Origin of the sequence: Acidovorax sp. SRB_14 (assembly GCF_012932145.1) — a bacterium.
Taxonomy (GTDB): domain Bacteria; phylum Pseudomonadota; class Gammaproteobacteria; order Burkholderiales; family Burkholderiaceae_C; genus Simplicispira.
This window is the reverse complement of the sequence record NZ_MWOK01000014.1, coordinates 47,321-61,236: the sequence shown is the minus strand read 5'-3', so window position 1 is coordinate 61,236 and position 13,916 is coordinate 47,321. Positions and strand designations below refer to the sequence as shown.

The following is a 13,916-nucleotide window of genomic DNA, read 5'->3' as shown; positions in this document are numbered from 1 at the left end:
CCTTAGGGCCGGCGGAACGCCGGCCGCTGCGCGGCCCAGTGGCGCGCATTGAGGCGGTCCAGGCGCACCGTGCCGCCGCTCGAGGGCGCGTGCACAAAGCGGCCTTCGCCCACGTAGATGCCGGCGTGGCTGGGCGTGCGGCCGGTGCCGAAAACGACCAGGTCGCCGCTGCGCAGGCTGTCGCTGGCGATCGGTTGGCCCCACTGGTCGAGCTGCGCCACGGTGCGCGGCGGCGCACTGCCGGCGCGGCTCTGGTAGACGTAGCCGATCAGGCCGCTGCAGTCAAAACCCGCATCGGGCGTGTTGCCGCCGTAGCGGTAGGGCGTGCCGACGAGGCCCATGGCGTGGATGGCGATGTCGCTCGCGGCATCGGCCGTGAGCCGGGGGGCGGGCGGCCCGGACGCGCCGCGCGGAGAAAAAGGCGCCGTGCTGCAGCCGCCCACGAGGAGCAGCGCGGCCAGGGCCAGGCAGGGGGATAAACGCATGCCGCAAGGGTAAGGGATGTGTGGGGCCGCCCGCGCTAGCTCGCCGCGACCAGCTGGCCCAGCGTGGCCAGCGCCTGTTCGCTGCGCGCGTCCCAGGCATGGCCGTAGTTCAGGCGCAGGCAGTGCGTGTACGCGTGCTTGGCCGAGAAGATCGGCCCGGGCGCGACGCTGATGCCCAGCGAGAGCGCGCGCCGGTGGATCTCGAGTGCGTTCACGTGGGCCGGCATCTCGACCCACAGGAAATAGCCGCCGGCCGGGCGCGTGGCGCGCGTGCCCGGTGGAAAGTAGTGGCCCACGGCCTGGGCAAACGTCGACTGCTGCGTGGCCAGCGTCTGGCGCAGCTTGCGCAGGTGCTTGTCGAAGCCGCCGCGCTCGAGGTAGGTGGCCAGGCCCAGCTGCGCGGGCGCGGACGCGCTCAGCGTCGTGGTGAGCTTTTGCCGCGCCACGGCCTTGGCATAGCGGCCGGGTGCCGCCCAGCCGATGCGGTAGCCCGGCGCCAGGCACTTGGAAAACGACGAGCAGTGCATCACCAGGCCCTGCGTGTCGAACGCCTTGGCGGGCAGCGGGCGCTTGTCGCCGAAGTACAGCTCGCCGTAGACGTCGTCTTCGATCAGCGCAATGCCGTGCAGCGTCAGCAGCGAGACCAGCGCCTGCTTGTGGTGCTCGGGCATCAGGCTGCCCAGCGGGTTCTGGAAGTTGGTCATCAGCCAACAGGCCTTGGGCCGGTGGCGCACGATGGCGCGCTCCAGCGCGGCCAGGTCGATGCCTTCGCGCGGGTGCGTCGGCACCTCGATCACCTGCAGGCCCATGCGTTCGAGCGCCTGCAGCGCGCCATAGAAGGTGGGCGACTCGACGATGACCGAGTCGCCCGGGCGCGTGACGGCGGCCAGGCACAGGTTCAGCGCCTCCAGCGCGCCGTTGGTGATGACGATCTCGTCGGTGTGCACATGCACGCCGTAGGCCAGGTAGCGCAGCGCAATCTGCCGCCGCAGCGCCGCGTTGCCGGGCGTGAGGTCGTCCACGGTGGTCCACGGGTCCAGCGTCTGCACGGCCGCTGCCATCACCTGGCCCAGCCGCGCCATCGGAAATAGCATGGGGCTCGGGAACGCCGAGCCGAACGGCACCACGTCGCGCGACATGCTCGCTTCGAGGATGTCGAACACGCGCTCGCTGACATCGACTGCGGCCGAGCCGTCGGCCGGCTGCGATGCGAGCTCGGGCTCGGGCGGCACGCGGCGCACGCCCGCCGAGACGTAGTAGCCCGAGCGCTCGCGCGCCCGGATCAGGCCGCGCGCCTCGAGCAGGTAGTAGGCCTGGAACACGGTCGAGGGGCTGATGCCCCGGCTTGCGCTCGTGTGGCGCACCGAGGGCAGGCGGTCGCCGGGCTGCAGCACGCCGGTGCGGATCGACTCCGTCATGTCTTCGGCCAAGGCCTCGTAGCGCTTCATCCAAACTCCTTGTGCATGGGCCCTGCACCCACTGATGTGCTTTTTCCAACGGTCGAGAAAAATTCTGCGATGTGCATCGGTGGCACAGATCCCTGGCGTAGTCTAGGGGAATTGTCAGAAATCGCCAAAAAACGAAAAACTGATCCGGTTTTTTTGTCTTTAACTGGTGCTTATCAATCTGATCCATTGTTCCTACGATGGCCTTTGTCTGATCCACGCGCCGCAGCCCCGCCGGCCTGCGGGCGTCTGCGTCGAGGAAGCCCATGAACCCCACCGGCCTGTTGTTGGCTACTTTCATCCTGTCGATCGCGGGCCTGTTCGCGTTCATCTGGTCGCTGCGCAAAGGGCTGTTCGATGCCGAATACTCGGGCGCGCGCACCATCTTCTCGCCCGGCGAGGTGGGCTGGCCCGAAGAGCCCGCCGCCAGCGCCGCGCAGCAGCACGAGCTGCAGCAGATGGCCGCGCCCCATGCGCAGCCGGGCCTGGCCGTCGGGCCCGCCGACCTGGACGCGCGCGAGGCCGCCGACCGCTCCAGCGCCTTTCCGGCGTTTGTGCTCCTCGCCTGCGCCGTGGTGTGGCTGCTCGCCGGCTCCGCCGCCGGGCTGCTGAGTTCGCTCAAGCTGCACTGGCCCGACCTGCTGACCGACCAGGCCTGGCTGTCGCTGGGCCGGCTGCGCACGCTGCACCTCAACGCCGTGGCCTACGGCTGGGCGCCCATGGGCCTGCTGGGCCTGTCGATCTGGATGCTGCCGCGCCTGCTCAAGACGCCCTTGCTCGGGGGGCGCCTGGCCATCGTCGGCACGCTGGTCTGGAACGCCGGCCTCGTGGCCGGCCTGGGCGCGATCGCGGTCGGCTTCAGCGCCGGCATGGAATGGCTCGAAATCCCGTGGCAGATCGGCGGCCTGTTCGCCGTCGGCGGCATGCTGATCGGCCTGCCGATGGCGCTGATGCTGCAGCGCCGCCAGGTGCACCACCTCTACGTCTCGGTCTGGTACATGGGCGCGGCGCTGTTCTGGTTCCCGACGCTCTACATCGTGGCCAAGATCCCGGGCCTGCACTTCGGCGTCGAGCAGGCGACGATGAACTGGTGGTACGGCCACAACGTGCTGGGCCTGTTCTACACGCCGCTGTCGATCGGCTGCGTCTACTACTTCCTGCCCAAGGTGATCGGCCGGCCGGTGCGCTCGTACAACCTGTCGCTGCTGGGCTTCTGGACGCTGGCCTTCTTCTACGGCCAGGTCGGCGCGCACCACCTGATCGGGGGGCCTATCCCTGAGTGGCTGATCACGCTGTCCATCGTGCAGAGCGTGATGATGATCATCCCGGTGGTCGCGTTCTCGCTGAACCAGCACCTCACGCTCCAGGGCCACTTCAGCGCGCTCAGGCACTCGCACGTGCTGCGCTTCATCGCCTTCGGCGCGGTGATGTACACCATCACCTCGCTGCAGGGCTCGATGGAGGCGCTGCGCACGGTCAACGCCGTCACGCACTTCACGCACTTCACGGTGGCGCACGCCCACCTGGGCATGTACGGCTTCGTCTCGATGGTGGTCTTCGGCGGCGTGTATTTCGCGCTGCCGCGCATCCTGGACGTGCGCTGGCCCCGGCCCGCGCTGATCAGCCTGCATTTCTGGCTGGTGGTGGCCGGCTTCGCGGTCTACATCGTGACGCTGAGCATCGGCGGCATCCTGCAGGGCCTGATCCTGCTCGACCCGACGCGCCCCTTCATGGACTCGGTGGCCGTCACCATGCCCTGGCTGCAGGGCCGCTCGGTCGGCGGCGCGCTGATGACGCTGGGCCACTTGGTCTTTGCCTGGCACTTCGTGCTGATCACCGCACGCTCGGGCGTGCTCACCCATGCGGAGCGCTCGGCGCTGCGCCCCACCACTGCCTGAGGCCATGGAAAACGAAGTCAAACTCGTCAGCGGGGCCATGGTCACGCTGTCGCTCGCCACGGCGGCCATGATCGTCGTGCCCTTCCTGCAGCTCAAGGACGAGCCCGCCCCCCCGGCGCTCAAGCCCTACACCAGCCAGGAGCTGCGCGGCCGCGCGGTCTACATCGCCAATGGCTGCATCGCCTGCCACACGCAGCAGCCCAGCACCACGGGCGCGGGCATCGCCGACGCGCAGCGCGGCTGGGGCCGCGCCTCGGTCGCGGCCGACTACCACTACGACCAGCCGCCGCTGCTGGGCACGATGCGCACGGGCCCCGACCTGTTCAACATCGGCGTGCGCCAGCCCAGCGCCGACTGGCACCTGGGCCACCTGTTCCAGCCGCGCGCCTACGTGCCCGGCAGCAACATGCCGGCCTACCGCTTCCTGTTCGAGATCAAGAACGAGCAGACCGTGGCGCCGGGCGAGCGCGTGATCACGCTGCCGCCCGGCACCGTGGGCTTCACCGACATCGTCGTCGCCCGCCCCGAGGCGCTCGACCTCGTGGCCTACCTGCAAAGCCTGCAGCGCGTCTACCCGGTGCTGACCCCGGCGCAGGCCGAGGCCGCCACCGAGCGCCTGCCCGCCGCGCGCCAGGGCAGCGCGCTGCCCGGCGACGCCGCCGCCCCCGATTCCACCGATGCCCCTTCAGGACCCCGCGATGACGCAACCCCCGCAAACCCGTAAGAGCGAACACGCCGACCCGCACGAGCAGTACAACCCGGTGCCGCGCGTGGTGCTGGCCCTGGTGCTCGCGCTGGTGGTCTGGGCGATCGGCTACATCGTGCTCGCGCGCCCCGACGGCATGGCGGGCCTGGGCGACCAGCGCGTGCCCGTGGCGCTCGCGCCCCAGGCGGCGGACAGCGGCGCGTCGGTCGACGGGCGCCAGCTGTTCGTCGCCAAATGCCAGGCTTGCCACCAGGCCAGCGGCCAGGGCCTGCCCGGCGTGTTTCCGCCGCTGGCCGGCGCCGCGTGGGTCACGGGCGCGCCCGAGGCGCCGCTGCAGATCGTGCTGCACGGCATGACCGGCGCCATCGAGGTCTCGGGCACCACCTACAGCGGCGCCATGCCGGCCTTTGGCGAGCAGATGAACGATGCCGAGATCGCCGCGCTGCTGACGCACATCCGCAGCCAGTGGGGCAACGCCAGCGCCGCGGTCGACGCGGCCACGGTGCAGGCCGCGCGCCAGGCTTCGGCCGCGCGCACCGCGCCCTGGGACGGCGCCGCCGAGCTGCTCACGTTCCTGGGCGCCGCGCCGTGAGGCGCGGCCTCTCCAGGCGGCACGTAGTGCACCCGAAAGGTGAGCACGCTGCGCAGGCGGGAAGAGGGTTTCCGCATGATTTAGACGCGAAAGCACCGCAGAGCCTGCGCAAACTGCTCCTGTTTTAAGAGTTCCATGCCGCCCGTGCCCTCCGCGACCACCCCCCAACGCCCCGGCAGCGGGCGCAGCGTGCTCGCCGCACTGTGCATCGCCGCGCTGGCGCTGGCCGGTTTCGCGGCGGTCACGCACGGCTTTGCGGCGGTCACCTCCGACGGCGTGCGCCGCGCCGACATCGCACGCACGCCGCGCGCACTGCCCGCCCTGACCCTGGTCGATGCGCGCGGCCAGCCGCTGTCGCTGGCCGATTACGGCCGCGCGTCCGACGCCGTGACCTTCGTCACCCTGGTCTACGTGCGCTGCCAGAGCGTGTGCCTGACCAGCGCGGCGGGCCAGTCGTGGCTGCAGGCCGAGGTCCAGGCGCGCCAGCTGCAGGGCCGCGTGCGCCTGCTCACGCTGAGCTTCGACCCCGCCAACGACACGCCCGAGGTGCTCGCGCAGCACGCGCGCCGGCTCGGTGCCGACCCCGCGCTGTGGCGCTTCGCGGGCCTGCGCGAGGTCGGCGATCTGCCGGCGCTGCTCGACCTGTTCGGCACCGTGGTGCTGCCCGACGGGCTCGGCGGCTATGCGCACAACGCGGCGCTGTTCCTGGTCGACCACAGCGGGCGCCTGGTGCGCGCCTACGACGTGGACCGGCCCGACATCGCGCTCGCCGACGTGCTGCGCGCCCTGCCCGGCCCGTCCGGCGCATGACGCTGCGCCGCCGCCTCGGGGCCGCCGCGCGCGACGGCCGCACGCCGGCCGCGCTGCTCGCCGCGCTGGCGCTCGCGCACCCGTGGATGGAGGCGACCATGGCGCGGCACATGGGCCTGCAGCTGCCCCTGCTGTTCGTGCTCGGCTGGTGGGCGGCGCGCTGCGCCGGAGCGCGCCTCGCGCAGGCCGTCTCGCCCTGGAACGCGCACGGCGCCAACGGCCTGTTCGCGGCGCTGTGCACCACCGGCCTGTGGATGCTGCCCGCCGCGCTCGACCTCGCGGTGCTGCACGCCGGCATGGCGCTGGCGAAGGTCGTCAGCCTGGTGCTCGCGGGCCTGCTGGCGGGCCTGTCGTGGACCACGGCCGGGCCGGTGCTGCGCGCGTTCTTTGCGCTCAACGGCTTCTGGATGATGCTGGCCGCCGGCCTGCTCTACCAGGAGGCGCCGCAGCAGCTGTGCAGCGTCTACCTCAGCGACCAACAGGGCGACGCAGGCCGCGCGCTGGTGGCTTGGGCCGCCGTGGGCCTGGCCGCCTGGCTGCTGCAGCTCGGGTGGCAGCTGCACGCCCAGGACGCGCGCGCAGACCGCAGTGCACCCGGCGGCGCCGCCCTGCCGCCGGGACCGCCCACACCGCCTCAGCGCCCGTAGACCAGCACCCGCCCCTTGTAGGCGGCCATGCCCGCTTCGGCAGGGCGCTGCAGGCGCTCTTCGCGCAGGCCAAAGCCCTGCGCCGCCATGCGGCGCGTGAAGGCCGGGCGGTTGCCGCGGTCGGGGTCGATGATCCAGACCTGCCCGCCGGGCGCGGTGTGCGCGCCGATGAAGCGCGCGAGCGTTCCATCTTCGTCGCGCTCGTACAGCAGGTCGCTGCCCAGCACCAGGTCGAACAGGCCCTGCACTTGGCCGGCGGCGCCGGCGTCTGCGGGCACGCCCCACTGGCCGTGGCGGTAGGGCATGGGCGACATCCGGTTCAGGCGCAGGTTCTCGCGCAGGAAGTCGCCGGCCAGCGGGTGGCAGTCGCTGGCTGTCACATCGGCGCCGCGCCGATGGGCCACCAGGCTGGCCAGCGCCAGGCCGCAGCCGATCTCGAGGATGCGCTCGCCCGGCGTGACCGGGTGCAGCGCCATGCGCTCGGCCATGTGCAGGCCCGAGGGCCACAGCAGCCCGAAAAGCGGCCAGGCCGCCGACGAAATGCCCAGGCGCTGCGCCGCGCCCAGCGGGTCGGAAAATTGCTGGTGGTCGCGCAGCGAGCGGATCGCGAGGTTGTCCACGCCGCGCACGGCGATGCTTTCGAATTTGAGGAGGTAGCCGGGCATCAGGCCAGGCGCGGCGTGCGGTGTGCGTGTCGGAGGAGTTGGGACAAGAGGATATGCAATGAAAAGTGGCTCCGGCGCTGGTGCAGCATGCGCTGGCAGTTCACTTTTTTGATGGTGGTGGCACCCAAGATGCGCCCGCTGGGCGGGGCGCATGCCGCAGCCATCTTCGCAGCTTGGGCGCGGCCCGGCGGCGCGCGCCGCGCATGGCGCACCGCCAGCGCGGTCAATCGGGGCGCCGGGGGCCCGGGCTGATAACGCCGGTTCAGGCCGCCGCGGGGGGCACCGGCGCCGCCGCGTGGCGCGCCAGCAGCGCCCCCACGGCCGGCCGCGCGCAGCGCTGCAAGGCCACCAGCAGCGCGTGGTCGGGGGCTGCCACGCCCCAGCGCGTGCGCAGGTCGTGCTGCATGCGCGCCAGCAGCGCGGCGGCCATCTCGGCATCGGCCAGCGCGCGGTGGGCGGCGCCGGTGCGCGGCAGTCCGTGGTAGTCGACCAGTACGCCGAGCCGGTGGCTGGGCGCCTGCGGGTACAGCCGGCGCGACAGCAGCACGGTGCAGGCGAACGGCTGCGGCGCGGGCAGGTCCGCCAGCGCCAGCTCGGCCTGCCAGAACCTGCGGTCGAACGCCGCGTTGTGCGCCACCATCGGCGCCGCGCCGACGAAGCGCGCGGCCTCGCGCACCACCGCGGTCGCTTCGGGCGCGGCCGCGACCATGGCGTTGGTGATGCCGGTGAGCTGGGTGATGAACGGGGAAATCCAGGCGCCGGTCCGCATCAGGCTCTGGAAGCGGTCCACCACCCGGCCGCCCTGCAGCAGCACGATGGCCACCTCGGTGGCGCGTGCGCCCTGGCCGGGCGAGATGCCGGTGGTTTCGAAGTCGATGACGGCGATGGGTGAAGGCATGGCGCCATTGTCCCCGCACGCGCCGGCGGGCGCCCTCCGCGGGCGGCCGCGCGCGGCGCGTCACTGCGCCTTGGGGTGCTCCAGAAAGAAGCGCAGCATCTCGCGCGTCGCGTTCACGCCGCGCGGATCGGTGTGGCTGCCGCGCGCGTCGCCGCCGGCCCAGGCATGGCCGGCGCCGTGCAGCTGCCAGTGCTCTGCGACCACGGGGCCGGGAGCGTGGGCCGGGTCGCCGTCCACGTGTCGGTACACCGTGCGCGTGTAGCGTCCGCCGCCGGGCGCACGCCCGGTTTCCATCGCGTGGCGCACCGGCGTGCCGGCGCGCGTGGCCGCCGCCAGCGCGGCGGCGATCAGCTGCTCGCCGTTGCGCGCGTGCACGGTCTCATCGGCATCGCCGTGGAACACGATGATGGGAATGGCCGGGCCGTGGCTGGGGAGCCCGGCGGGGCGCGCCACGGGCCCCGGCTTGGCGCCGTTGTGCATGGCCGAGAGCGCGGCCATCATGTTGTGTGCGGCGCCGGCCTGCAGGCCCGAATGCACGCCCACCGCGGCGAACAGGTCGGGGTACTCGCGCGCCAGCAGCGCGGCCATGGCGCCCCCGGCGGACAGGCCGGCGACGTAGATGCGCTGCGGGTCGACCGCATGGCGCGCGATCACGTCGTGCACCATGGCCTCCAGCAGGGCCAGTTCGCCCGCGCCGCGCCGCTGGTTCTCGGGGCGGAACCAGTTCCAGCAGCCGTGCGGATTGGCGCTGTGCGGCTGCGTCGGGTAGAGCACCAGCGCGGGGGCCTGCGCGGCGGCCGTGTTCATGCCGGTGCCGGTGGCGAAGTCTTCGGGGTTCTGCGTGCAGCCGTGCAGCATCAGCACCAGCGGCAGGGGCGCGCGGGCGGCCGCGCCGGGCGGAACGTACAAATGGTAGTGGTGCTGGGCGCCGGCGTGTGCGAACGCCACATCGAGGAAGGTGCCCACGGGCTGGGTGGCGTGGCCCGCATCCGCCGGCCGTGGGGGCGTGGAGGTCCGCGCCGTGCCGCGCTCGATGACGACGGCGTCCTCCACGTCGGCGCTGGGCGCGCTGCGCCGGCCCTTGCGCGGCGCGGGCATGTGGGCGCCGGCCGCGGGCAGCAGGCTGCTGTGGGGCGGCGCGCCCGCTGTGGCCGCGTCCAGGGGCGCAGCGCCACCGAGCGCGCGCTGGATGGCGCGCGTGGCTTCACCGACCTGGCCGCTGCGCACGAGGGCGGTGGCGTCGTCGATCATGCTTTGGAGGTTGACATTCCAGTCCATGGCGGGCTCCTTGTCGGTTCAGCCAATGCGGCCGGCCAGCGCGGCCTTGACCGCGGGACTGGCATGGAAAGCGCCGAGCACCGTGACCGACGCAATCGTCGCCTGCGCCAGTGCGGCGGGCACGTCGGCGTCGATGCTGGCCAGGCCGAGCACGCGGATCTCCAGCGTCTCGCCGGCGGCCTGCACGGCCTCGAGGTCGGCGCGGCCAAAGCGCTGCAGGCCCAGCACCAGCATCTTGCGGGCCACCACCTGGCGCACCGCGTCCGCCTGCGTCGACAGCTGGTTGCGGATGGCCGTGCGGATGAAGTCGGTGCGATTGCTGTAGAAGCCCTCGGCCACCAGCAGATCGATGTGGCCGAGGTCGACGAAACCGAGGTTCACGGTGACCTTTTCAGATTCCGCGACCTTGCCGCGGACGCCCGCCAGGGGCAGCACATTGTTCATATAAAACTCCTTGTGCCATCCATATGGATGGTGTGCAGAGTTATTCAAGGCCATGGTGGCAAAAAAATGCCCAAATGGAACCGCGATGGCCACTGCCTTTAGCGGCCGCTTGGGAGTTGGTGTCGAGGAGCCCGTCCGTCCGCCGGAACCCGTCAGCCGGCCTCAGCCGTCCCTGCCCCGAACCACCCGGACCGGCGCCCTGCGCGCAGCCCCCTCGCACGGCCGCCTCAGCTCAGGGCAGGTCGAGTGCTTTGTGCTCGCCCAGCCCGGTGGGCGCTTGACTCGTGACGGCCGCCTTGGCCATCTTGAACAGCTGCACCATCTTGCTGTCGTCGACGTCCCAGTACTCGGCGTGGTCGATCTTGACGACCAGCAGCGCCAGGTTCGGGTCGGTCACGCCATCGGGAAACCAGGCCTTGGCCATGGGCGTCCACAGTTGCTCTTTCTTGGCCTGGTCCTCGCTGAAACGCGCGTGGCCGGACAGCGACACATAGCTGTCGGCGCCCGGGTCGGCGTACGACACGTTGACCTGGCCGTCGGTCTGCAGCTGTTCGTACAGCTCGCCCTGCTTGGGAAGGAAGAAATACAGCTCCGAATGCTCGTCGATCGCCTTGTTTTGCGTCGTCAGCGGATGGGCATGCAGCACGCCGCTGGTGCTGCGGTGGGTCAGCATGCCAAAGCGGATGTCCTTGATGAGGTCCCACAGGGTCTGCTGCGCGGGCTTGTCGTTGCTCATGGTGGGGACTCCAGAAGTTAAATGTCGGGCATTCACTGTAGGTCTGGCCCCCGGGGCGCAGGCGTCGGTAGAGCACGCGGCGCGCTGTGGGGCCTGTCCCACAGCGTGCCTGCCGGTTCCATGGCTTTTGGGGCTCCAGCCCTTGTCCCACAAGCGATGGCAGCTCTCTTTTTTGCGTTCCAGACGGGCGCTCAGGCCTTTTTCAGGAACTCGGATTTGAGCAGCAGGCTGCCCAGCTCGGTCTTGCAGTCCACGTTGTGGCCGTCGGCGCCATCGACGAGGCGGATGCCCTTGACCTTCGTGCCCTTCTTGAGCACCGACGATGCGCCCTTGACCTTGAGGTCCTTCACCAGGATCACGGCGTCGCCGTCCTGCAGCGGGTTGCCGTGGGCGTCGCGCACACCGCCGTCAGCGGCGGCTTCATCGCTGTCGGGCGCGGCCGCCTGCGGCCATTCGTGCGCGCAGTCGGGGCAGATGAAGTGGTCGGCGTCGGGGTAGGTGTTCTCCTGGCCGCATTGCGGGCAGGCGGGGGTGGTGTGGGGCATGGGGTTCCTCTCTCAGTGCAAAAAATCAGGCGGCGGCGCGCTGCACCAGCGTGAACGGCGGCAGGCCCTTGAGCAGGCGCTGGCCATAGTGGGTGCGCGTCAGGCGCCGGTCGTAGCAATAGACGTGCGCCTGGTCCTCCTCGGTGCGGATCGCGCGGCCGGCCCACTGCGCCAGGCGGATCGCCGTGGCCGGCACCACCAGCTCGCTGAACGGGTCGCGCCCGACGGCGCGCAGCCACTCGGCGCGCGCCTCGCCCACGGGGTCGTCTGGCGGCGCGAACGGCAGCTTGGTGATGAACACCGACTCGCACAGCCGCCCGGGCAGATCGAGCCCTTCGCCGAACGACTGCATGCCGAAGATGATGGACGGCTGCCCGGCCGCCACGCGCTCGCGGTGGCGCGCCAGCAGCTGGGTGCGCGGCAGCGCGGTCTGCACCAGCACCAGGGGGCGCATGGCGGTCGGCAGGGCATCGACCGCCTGGCGCAGTTGCTCGCGCGAGGTGAACAGCACCAGCGCGCCGTATTCGACCCGCGCCAGGTCGCCCATCAGCGCATCGACCATTTCGGCGGTGAAGGCCTGGGCGTTCTTCGGGTCGGCATGGGTTTCGGCGGCGATCAGCGTGCCTTGCGCGGCGTAGTCGAACGGGCTCGGCACCTCGAGCGTGGTGGCGGCATCGTCGCCGTACAGTCCCGATTCGCGCATAAAGAAGTCGAAATTACCGCAACTTGTCAGTGTGGCCGAGGTCAGCACCGCGCCGCGCACCGCGCCCCACAGGTGCTGGCGCAGCGTCGCGCCGGGCAGAATGGGGCTGGCGTGCGCCTTGACGACGATGAAGTCGCCGTCGACCTCGAGCGTGAACCATTTCGCGGCCGGCACCGCGCCCTCGGGCGCGTCCTGCAACAGCAGCTGCGCCGTGGCGTGCACGGCTTCGAGCCGCGGCGCGAGCATGCCGATCTGCGCGTACAGCGCCGACAGGCGGCGCGCCTCGTCGGGCTTGTCGCGCATCTCGGCGCGCAGCGCCTTGCTGATCGCGCGCAGGCATTCGAGAAAGCCCGCCGCATGGTGCGCGAGCTGGCCCAGCGGCTCGACCAGCGCCTCGGGCAGCACGCCGCCGGGCACGCGCACGCGAGATGGCATGCGCGCATCGGGCACGCGCGTGCGGCCCGGGCCAGACCCCCAGCCGCTGGGCGGATGGCGCAGCGCCTCGCCATACAGGTCCATCACCAGCCGGGCCAGGTCCTGCAGGCCCTGGCGCAACTGGCTCGCGTGGCGCGGAATGTCGGCCACGTCGCCGACCTCGACCAACTGGCCGATGCGCAGGCCGCGGCTGGCCAGGCGGTCGATCCAGGTCAGGCGACTCAGGTCCATGCTGCAGGCGAACTGGTCGAGCGCCGTGGCCGGCAGGTGGTGCGCCTCGTCGAGCACCAGCAGGCAGTTGTCGAGCTCGGGCAGCATGCGCGCGCCCAGCGACGACAGCAGCAGGTCGTGGTTGGCGACGATAACCTGCGCGCCGACCAGCTCCTTGCGCTTGTCGTAATAGGTGCACTGCGAAAACACCGGGCAGTGCTTGCCGGTGCAGCTCGCGCCCTCGGCTGCCACGGGGCTCCAGACCTCGGGCTCGGGCGGGGTGTCGAGCGTGTCGCGGTCGCCGTCCCAGGCGCCGTGCGCCAGCGCCCGTGCCATGCCGGAATAGAACTGGATGCGCGCCTCGGTCTCGTGCTGCGGGCGCGCGGCGGCGGCCTCTTCGGGGAACAGGTCGTCGTCGGCCTCGTCGTGCGCCTCGCCCGTGCCCGCCAGGCGCTCGAGCTTGAGCTTGCAGACATAGCGCCCGCGCCCCTTGGCCAGGGCAAACTTGAACGGCTGGGGCAGCTGCGCGGCCAGCGCCGGCAGGTCCTTGTTCACCAGCTGTTCCTGCAGTGCCACCGTGGCGGTCGAGATCAGCACGCGCGTGCCGCGCGCGAGCGCCAGCGCGATCGCCGGCGCGCAGTAGGCCAGCGACTTGCCCACGCCCGTGCCGGCCTGGATCACGGTGATCGCGCGCACCGGCTGCGTGTCCTCGTCCTCGGGCTTGCCCAGCTCGGCCGTGCTGAAGGCCTGCGCCACCTGCTCGGCCATGCTGCGCTGGCCGGCGCGGCCGCGGAATCCCTCGGTGGACTGCACCACCGCATCAAACGACTGCAGAGCCGCGTGGGCCCATTCTGTAGAAGACATGGGGCGGGAGTTTGGCATGGCCGCGCAGGGGCTGGCGCCGTGTGGCTTCTGACGAGGGGCCTGCCAGCGTGGCGGGGGCCGTCGCGCGCGCGGGCCACCGGCCTACAGTGGTGGCGGCGCTGGCCTTTTACGATGTTCCGACCATCCCCCTTCCGAGGAGCCGCGCCATGTCGCCGCAAGATCCGCACCGTCCCGCAACGCCCGCACCCGCGCAGCGCAGCGTCGACACCACGCAGAAAACGCCGGACGCGCCATCCGGCGGGGCCGACGCCACGCCCCCCGAAGGCACCCGCCTGCCCAAGCTGCCGCACGAACGCGACCAGTCGGTCGGCATGACCGACGGCATTCCCAGCGCCGACATCCAGCAGGCCTACCGCGATGTGCAACGCGGCCTGGTCGACACCGACGCCGGGCGCGAGGCGCACAACGTCGGCAAGCCCGTGCAGCCCCCCGAGCCCGCCCCACCCGGCACGCCCGGCCCGGTGGAGCCCGACCGCCCGTGAAGCGCCGGCGGCGCGGGCGCACAGCCCGTGCCGCCCGAAGATGCCCGGTTCG

14 protein-coding genes and 1 pseudogene are annotated in these 13,916 nt (G+C 71.6%); 6 read left to right on the top strand and 9 right to left on the bottom strand.

Annotated elements, in window-relative coordinates:
• Window positions 1-2 precede the first annotated feature (2 nt).
• Window positions 3-485 carry a C40 family peptidase gene (locus B2J86_RS12215; RefSeq protein ID WP_173025728.1) on the bottom strand — a complete coding sequence of 161 codons (483 nt, stop codon included), beginning with the start codon at window positions 483-485 and terminating at the stop codon, window positions 3-5.
• Window positions 486-520: 35 nt separating this feature from the next.
• The gene (locus tag B2J86_RS12210; RefSeq protein WP_173025727.1) at window positions 521-1,933 is read right to left on the bottom strand and encodes a PLP-dependent aminotransferase family protein; all 1,413 of its coding nucleotides are present in this window, start codon (window positions 1,931-1,933) and stop codon (window positions 521-523) included.
• A 263-nt stretch (window positions 1,934-2,196) separates the two neighbouring features.
• Between B2J86_RS12210 and B2J86_RS12205 the strand changes: the two genes are divergently transcribed.
• The 5 genes and pseudogenes from B2J86_RS12205 to B2J86_RS12185 all read left to right on the top strand — a co-directional run bounded on the left by B2J86_RS12205 (window position 2,197) and on the right by B2J86_RS12185 (window position 6,583).
• Window positions 2,197-3,828 (top strand): cbb3-type cytochrome c oxidase subunit I, encoded by a 1,632-nt coding sequence (locus tag B2J86_RS12205; RefSeq protein ID WP_173025726.1) that lies wholly within the window; start codon window positions 2,197-2,199, stop codon window positions 3,826-3,828.
• A 4-nt stretch (window positions 3,829-3,832) separates the two neighbouring features.
• Window positions 3,833-4,435, top strand: a pseudogene (locus B2J86_RS12200) (cbb3-type cytochrome c oxidase subunit II); the annotation flags it as partial.
• A 91-nt stretch (window positions 4,436-4,526) separates the two neighbouring features.
• Complete coding sequence (locus B2J86_RS12195) at window positions 4,527-5,126, top strand: cytochrome c (RefSeq protein WP_169635611.1); 600 nt, start codon at window positions 4,527-4,529, stop codon at window positions 5,124-5,126.
• Between the two features lie 135 nt (window positions 5,127-5,261).
• Window positions 5,262-5,936, top strand: a complete 675-nt coding sequence (locus tag B2J86_RS12190) for an SCO family protein (protein ID WP_173025724.1) — start codon at window positions 5,262-5,264, stop codon at window positions 5,934-5,936.
• Window positions 5,933-6,583, top strand: a complete 651-nt coding sequence (locus tag B2J86_RS12185) for a hypothetical protein (RefSeq protein ID WP_169635613.1) — start codon at window positions 5,933-5,935, stop codon at window positions 6,581-6,583. Before B2J86_RS12190 ends, B2J86_RS12185 begins: the two co-directional genes overlap by 4 nt.
• Here B2J86_RS12185 and B2J86_RS12180 read toward each other — a convergent pair.
• The 7 genes from B2J86_RS12180 to dinG form a co-directional block, all read right to left on the bottom strand.
• Window positions 6,571-7,248: a methyltransferase gene (locus tag B2J86_RS12180; protein WP_169635614.1), complete on the bottom strand. Its 678-nt coding sequence runs from the start codon at window positions 7,246-7,248 to the stop codon at window positions 6,571-6,573. The genes B2J86_RS12185 and B2J86_RS12180 overlap by 13 nt on opposite strands.
• 262 nt (window positions 7,249-7,510) lie before the next feature.
• Window positions 7,511-8,146, bottom strand: coding sequence for a PolC-type DNA polymerase III (locus B2J86_RS12175; protein ID WP_173025723.1), 636 nt, complete (start codon window positions 8,144-8,146; stop codon window positions 7,511-7,513).
• A 60-nt stretch (window positions 8,147-8,206) separates the two neighbouring features.
• A complete protein-coding gene (locus tag B2J86_RS12170; protein WP_173025722.1) occupies window positions 8,207-9,424 on the bottom strand; it encodes a PHB depolymerase family esterase in 1,218 nt (405 codons plus the stop codon).
• Between the two features lie 18 nt (window positions 9,425-9,442).
• Window positions 9,443-9,868 carry a CopG family transcriptional regulator gene (locus B2J86_RS12165; RefSeq protein ID WP_169168666.1) on the bottom strand — a complete coding sequence of 142 codons (426 nt, stop codon included), beginning with the start codon at window positions 9,866-9,868 and terminating at the stop codon, window positions 9,443-9,445.
• Window positions 9,869-10,100: 232 nt separating this feature from the next.
• Window positions 10,101-10,604: a pyridoxamine 5'-phosphate oxidase family protein gene (locus B2J86_RS12160; protein ID WP_173025721.1), complete on the bottom strand. Its 504-nt coding sequence runs from the start codon at window positions 10,602-10,604 to the stop codon at window positions 10,101-10,103.
• A 191-nt stretch (window positions 10,605-10,795) separates the two neighbouring features.
• Window positions 10,796-11,149 carry a zinc ribbon domain-containing protein YjdM gene (locus B2J86_RS12155; RefSeq protein WP_173025720.1) on the bottom strand — a complete coding sequence of 118 codons (354 nt, stop codon included), beginning with the start codon at window positions 11,147-11,149 and terminating at the stop codon, window positions 10,796-10,798.
• A gap of 25 nt (window positions 11,150-11,174) precedes the next feature.
• On the bottom strand, window positions 11,175-13,361 hold the full coding sequence (gene dinG / locus B2J86_RS12150; protein WP_173025719.1) for an ATP-dependent DNA helicase DinG: 2,187 nt from the start codon (window positions 13,359-13,361) through the stop codon (window positions 11,175-11,177).
• A 167-nt stretch (window positions 13,362-13,528) separates the two neighbouring features.
• Between dinG and B2J86_RS12145 the strand changes: the two genes are divergently transcribed.
• Window positions 13,529-13,864 (top strand): hypothetical protein, encoded by a 336-nt coding sequence (locus B2J86_RS12145; RefSeq protein WP_173025718.1) that lies wholly within the window; start codon window positions 13,529-13,531, stop codon window positions 13,862-13,864.
• Window positions 13,865-13,916: the final 52 nt, after the last annotated feature.

Excerpts from the sequence above, each read along its gene's own strand:
- B2J86_RS12185 (WP_169635613.1), top strand. The coding sequence starts at position 5,933 with ATGACGCTGCGCCGCCGCCTCGGGGCCGCCGCGCGCGACGGCCGCACG.
- B2J86_RS12175 (WP_173025723.1), bottom strand. The coding sequence starts at position 8,146 with ATGCCTTCACCCATCGCCGTCATCGACTTCGAAACCACCGGCATCTCG.
- B2J86_RS12195 (WP_169635611.1), top strand. The coding sequence starts at position 4,527 with ATGACGCAACCCCCGCAAACCCGTAAGAGCGAACACGCCGACCCGCAC.
- B2J86_RS12215 (WP_173025728.1), bottom strand. The coding sequence starts at position 485 with ATGCGTTTATCCCCCTGCCTGGCCCTGGCCGCGCTGCTCCTCGTGGGC.
- dinG (WP_173025719.1), bottom strand. The coding sequence starts at position 13,361 with ATGTCTTCTACAGAATGGGCCCACGCGGCTCTGCAGTCGTTTGATGCG.
- B2J86_RS12170 (WP_173025722.1), bottom strand. The coding sequence starts at position 9,424 with ATGGACTGGAATGTCAACCTCCAAAGCATGATCGACGACGCCACCGCC.
- B2J86_RS12180 (WP_169635614.1), bottom strand. The coding sequence starts at position 7,248 with ATGCCCGGCTACCTCCTCAAATTCGAAAGCATCGCCGTGCGCGGCGTG.
- B2J86_RS12165 (WP_169168666.1), bottom strand. The coding sequence starts at position 9,868 with ATGAACAATGTGCTGCCCCTGGCGGGCGTCCGCGGCAAGGTCGCGGAA.
- B2J86_RS12210 (WP_173025727.1), bottom strand. The coding sequence starts at position 1,933 with ATGAAGCGCTACGAGGCCTTGGCCGAAGACATGACGGAGTCGATCCGC.
- B2J86_RS12205 (WP_173025726.1), top strand. The coding sequence starts at position 2,197 with ATGAACCCCACCGGCCTGTTGTTGGCTACTTTCATCCTGTCGATCGCG.
- B2J86_RS12145 (WP_173025718.1), top strand. The coding sequence starts at position 13,529 with ATGTCGCCGCAAGATCCGCACCGTCCCGCAACGCCCGCACCCGCGCAG.
- B2J86_RS12160 (WP_173025721.1), bottom strand. The coding sequence starts at position 10,604 with ATGAGCAACGACAAGCCCGCGCAGCAGACCCTGTGGGACCTCATCAAG.
- B2J86_RS12155 (WP_173025720.1), bottom strand. The coding sequence starts at position 11,149 with ATGCCCCACACCACCCCCGCCTGCCCGCAATGCGGCCAGGAGAACACC.
- B2J86_RS12190 (WP_173025724.1), top strand. The coding sequence starts at position 5,262 with ATGCCGCCCGTGCCCTCCGCGACCACCCCCCAACGCCCCGGCAGCGGG.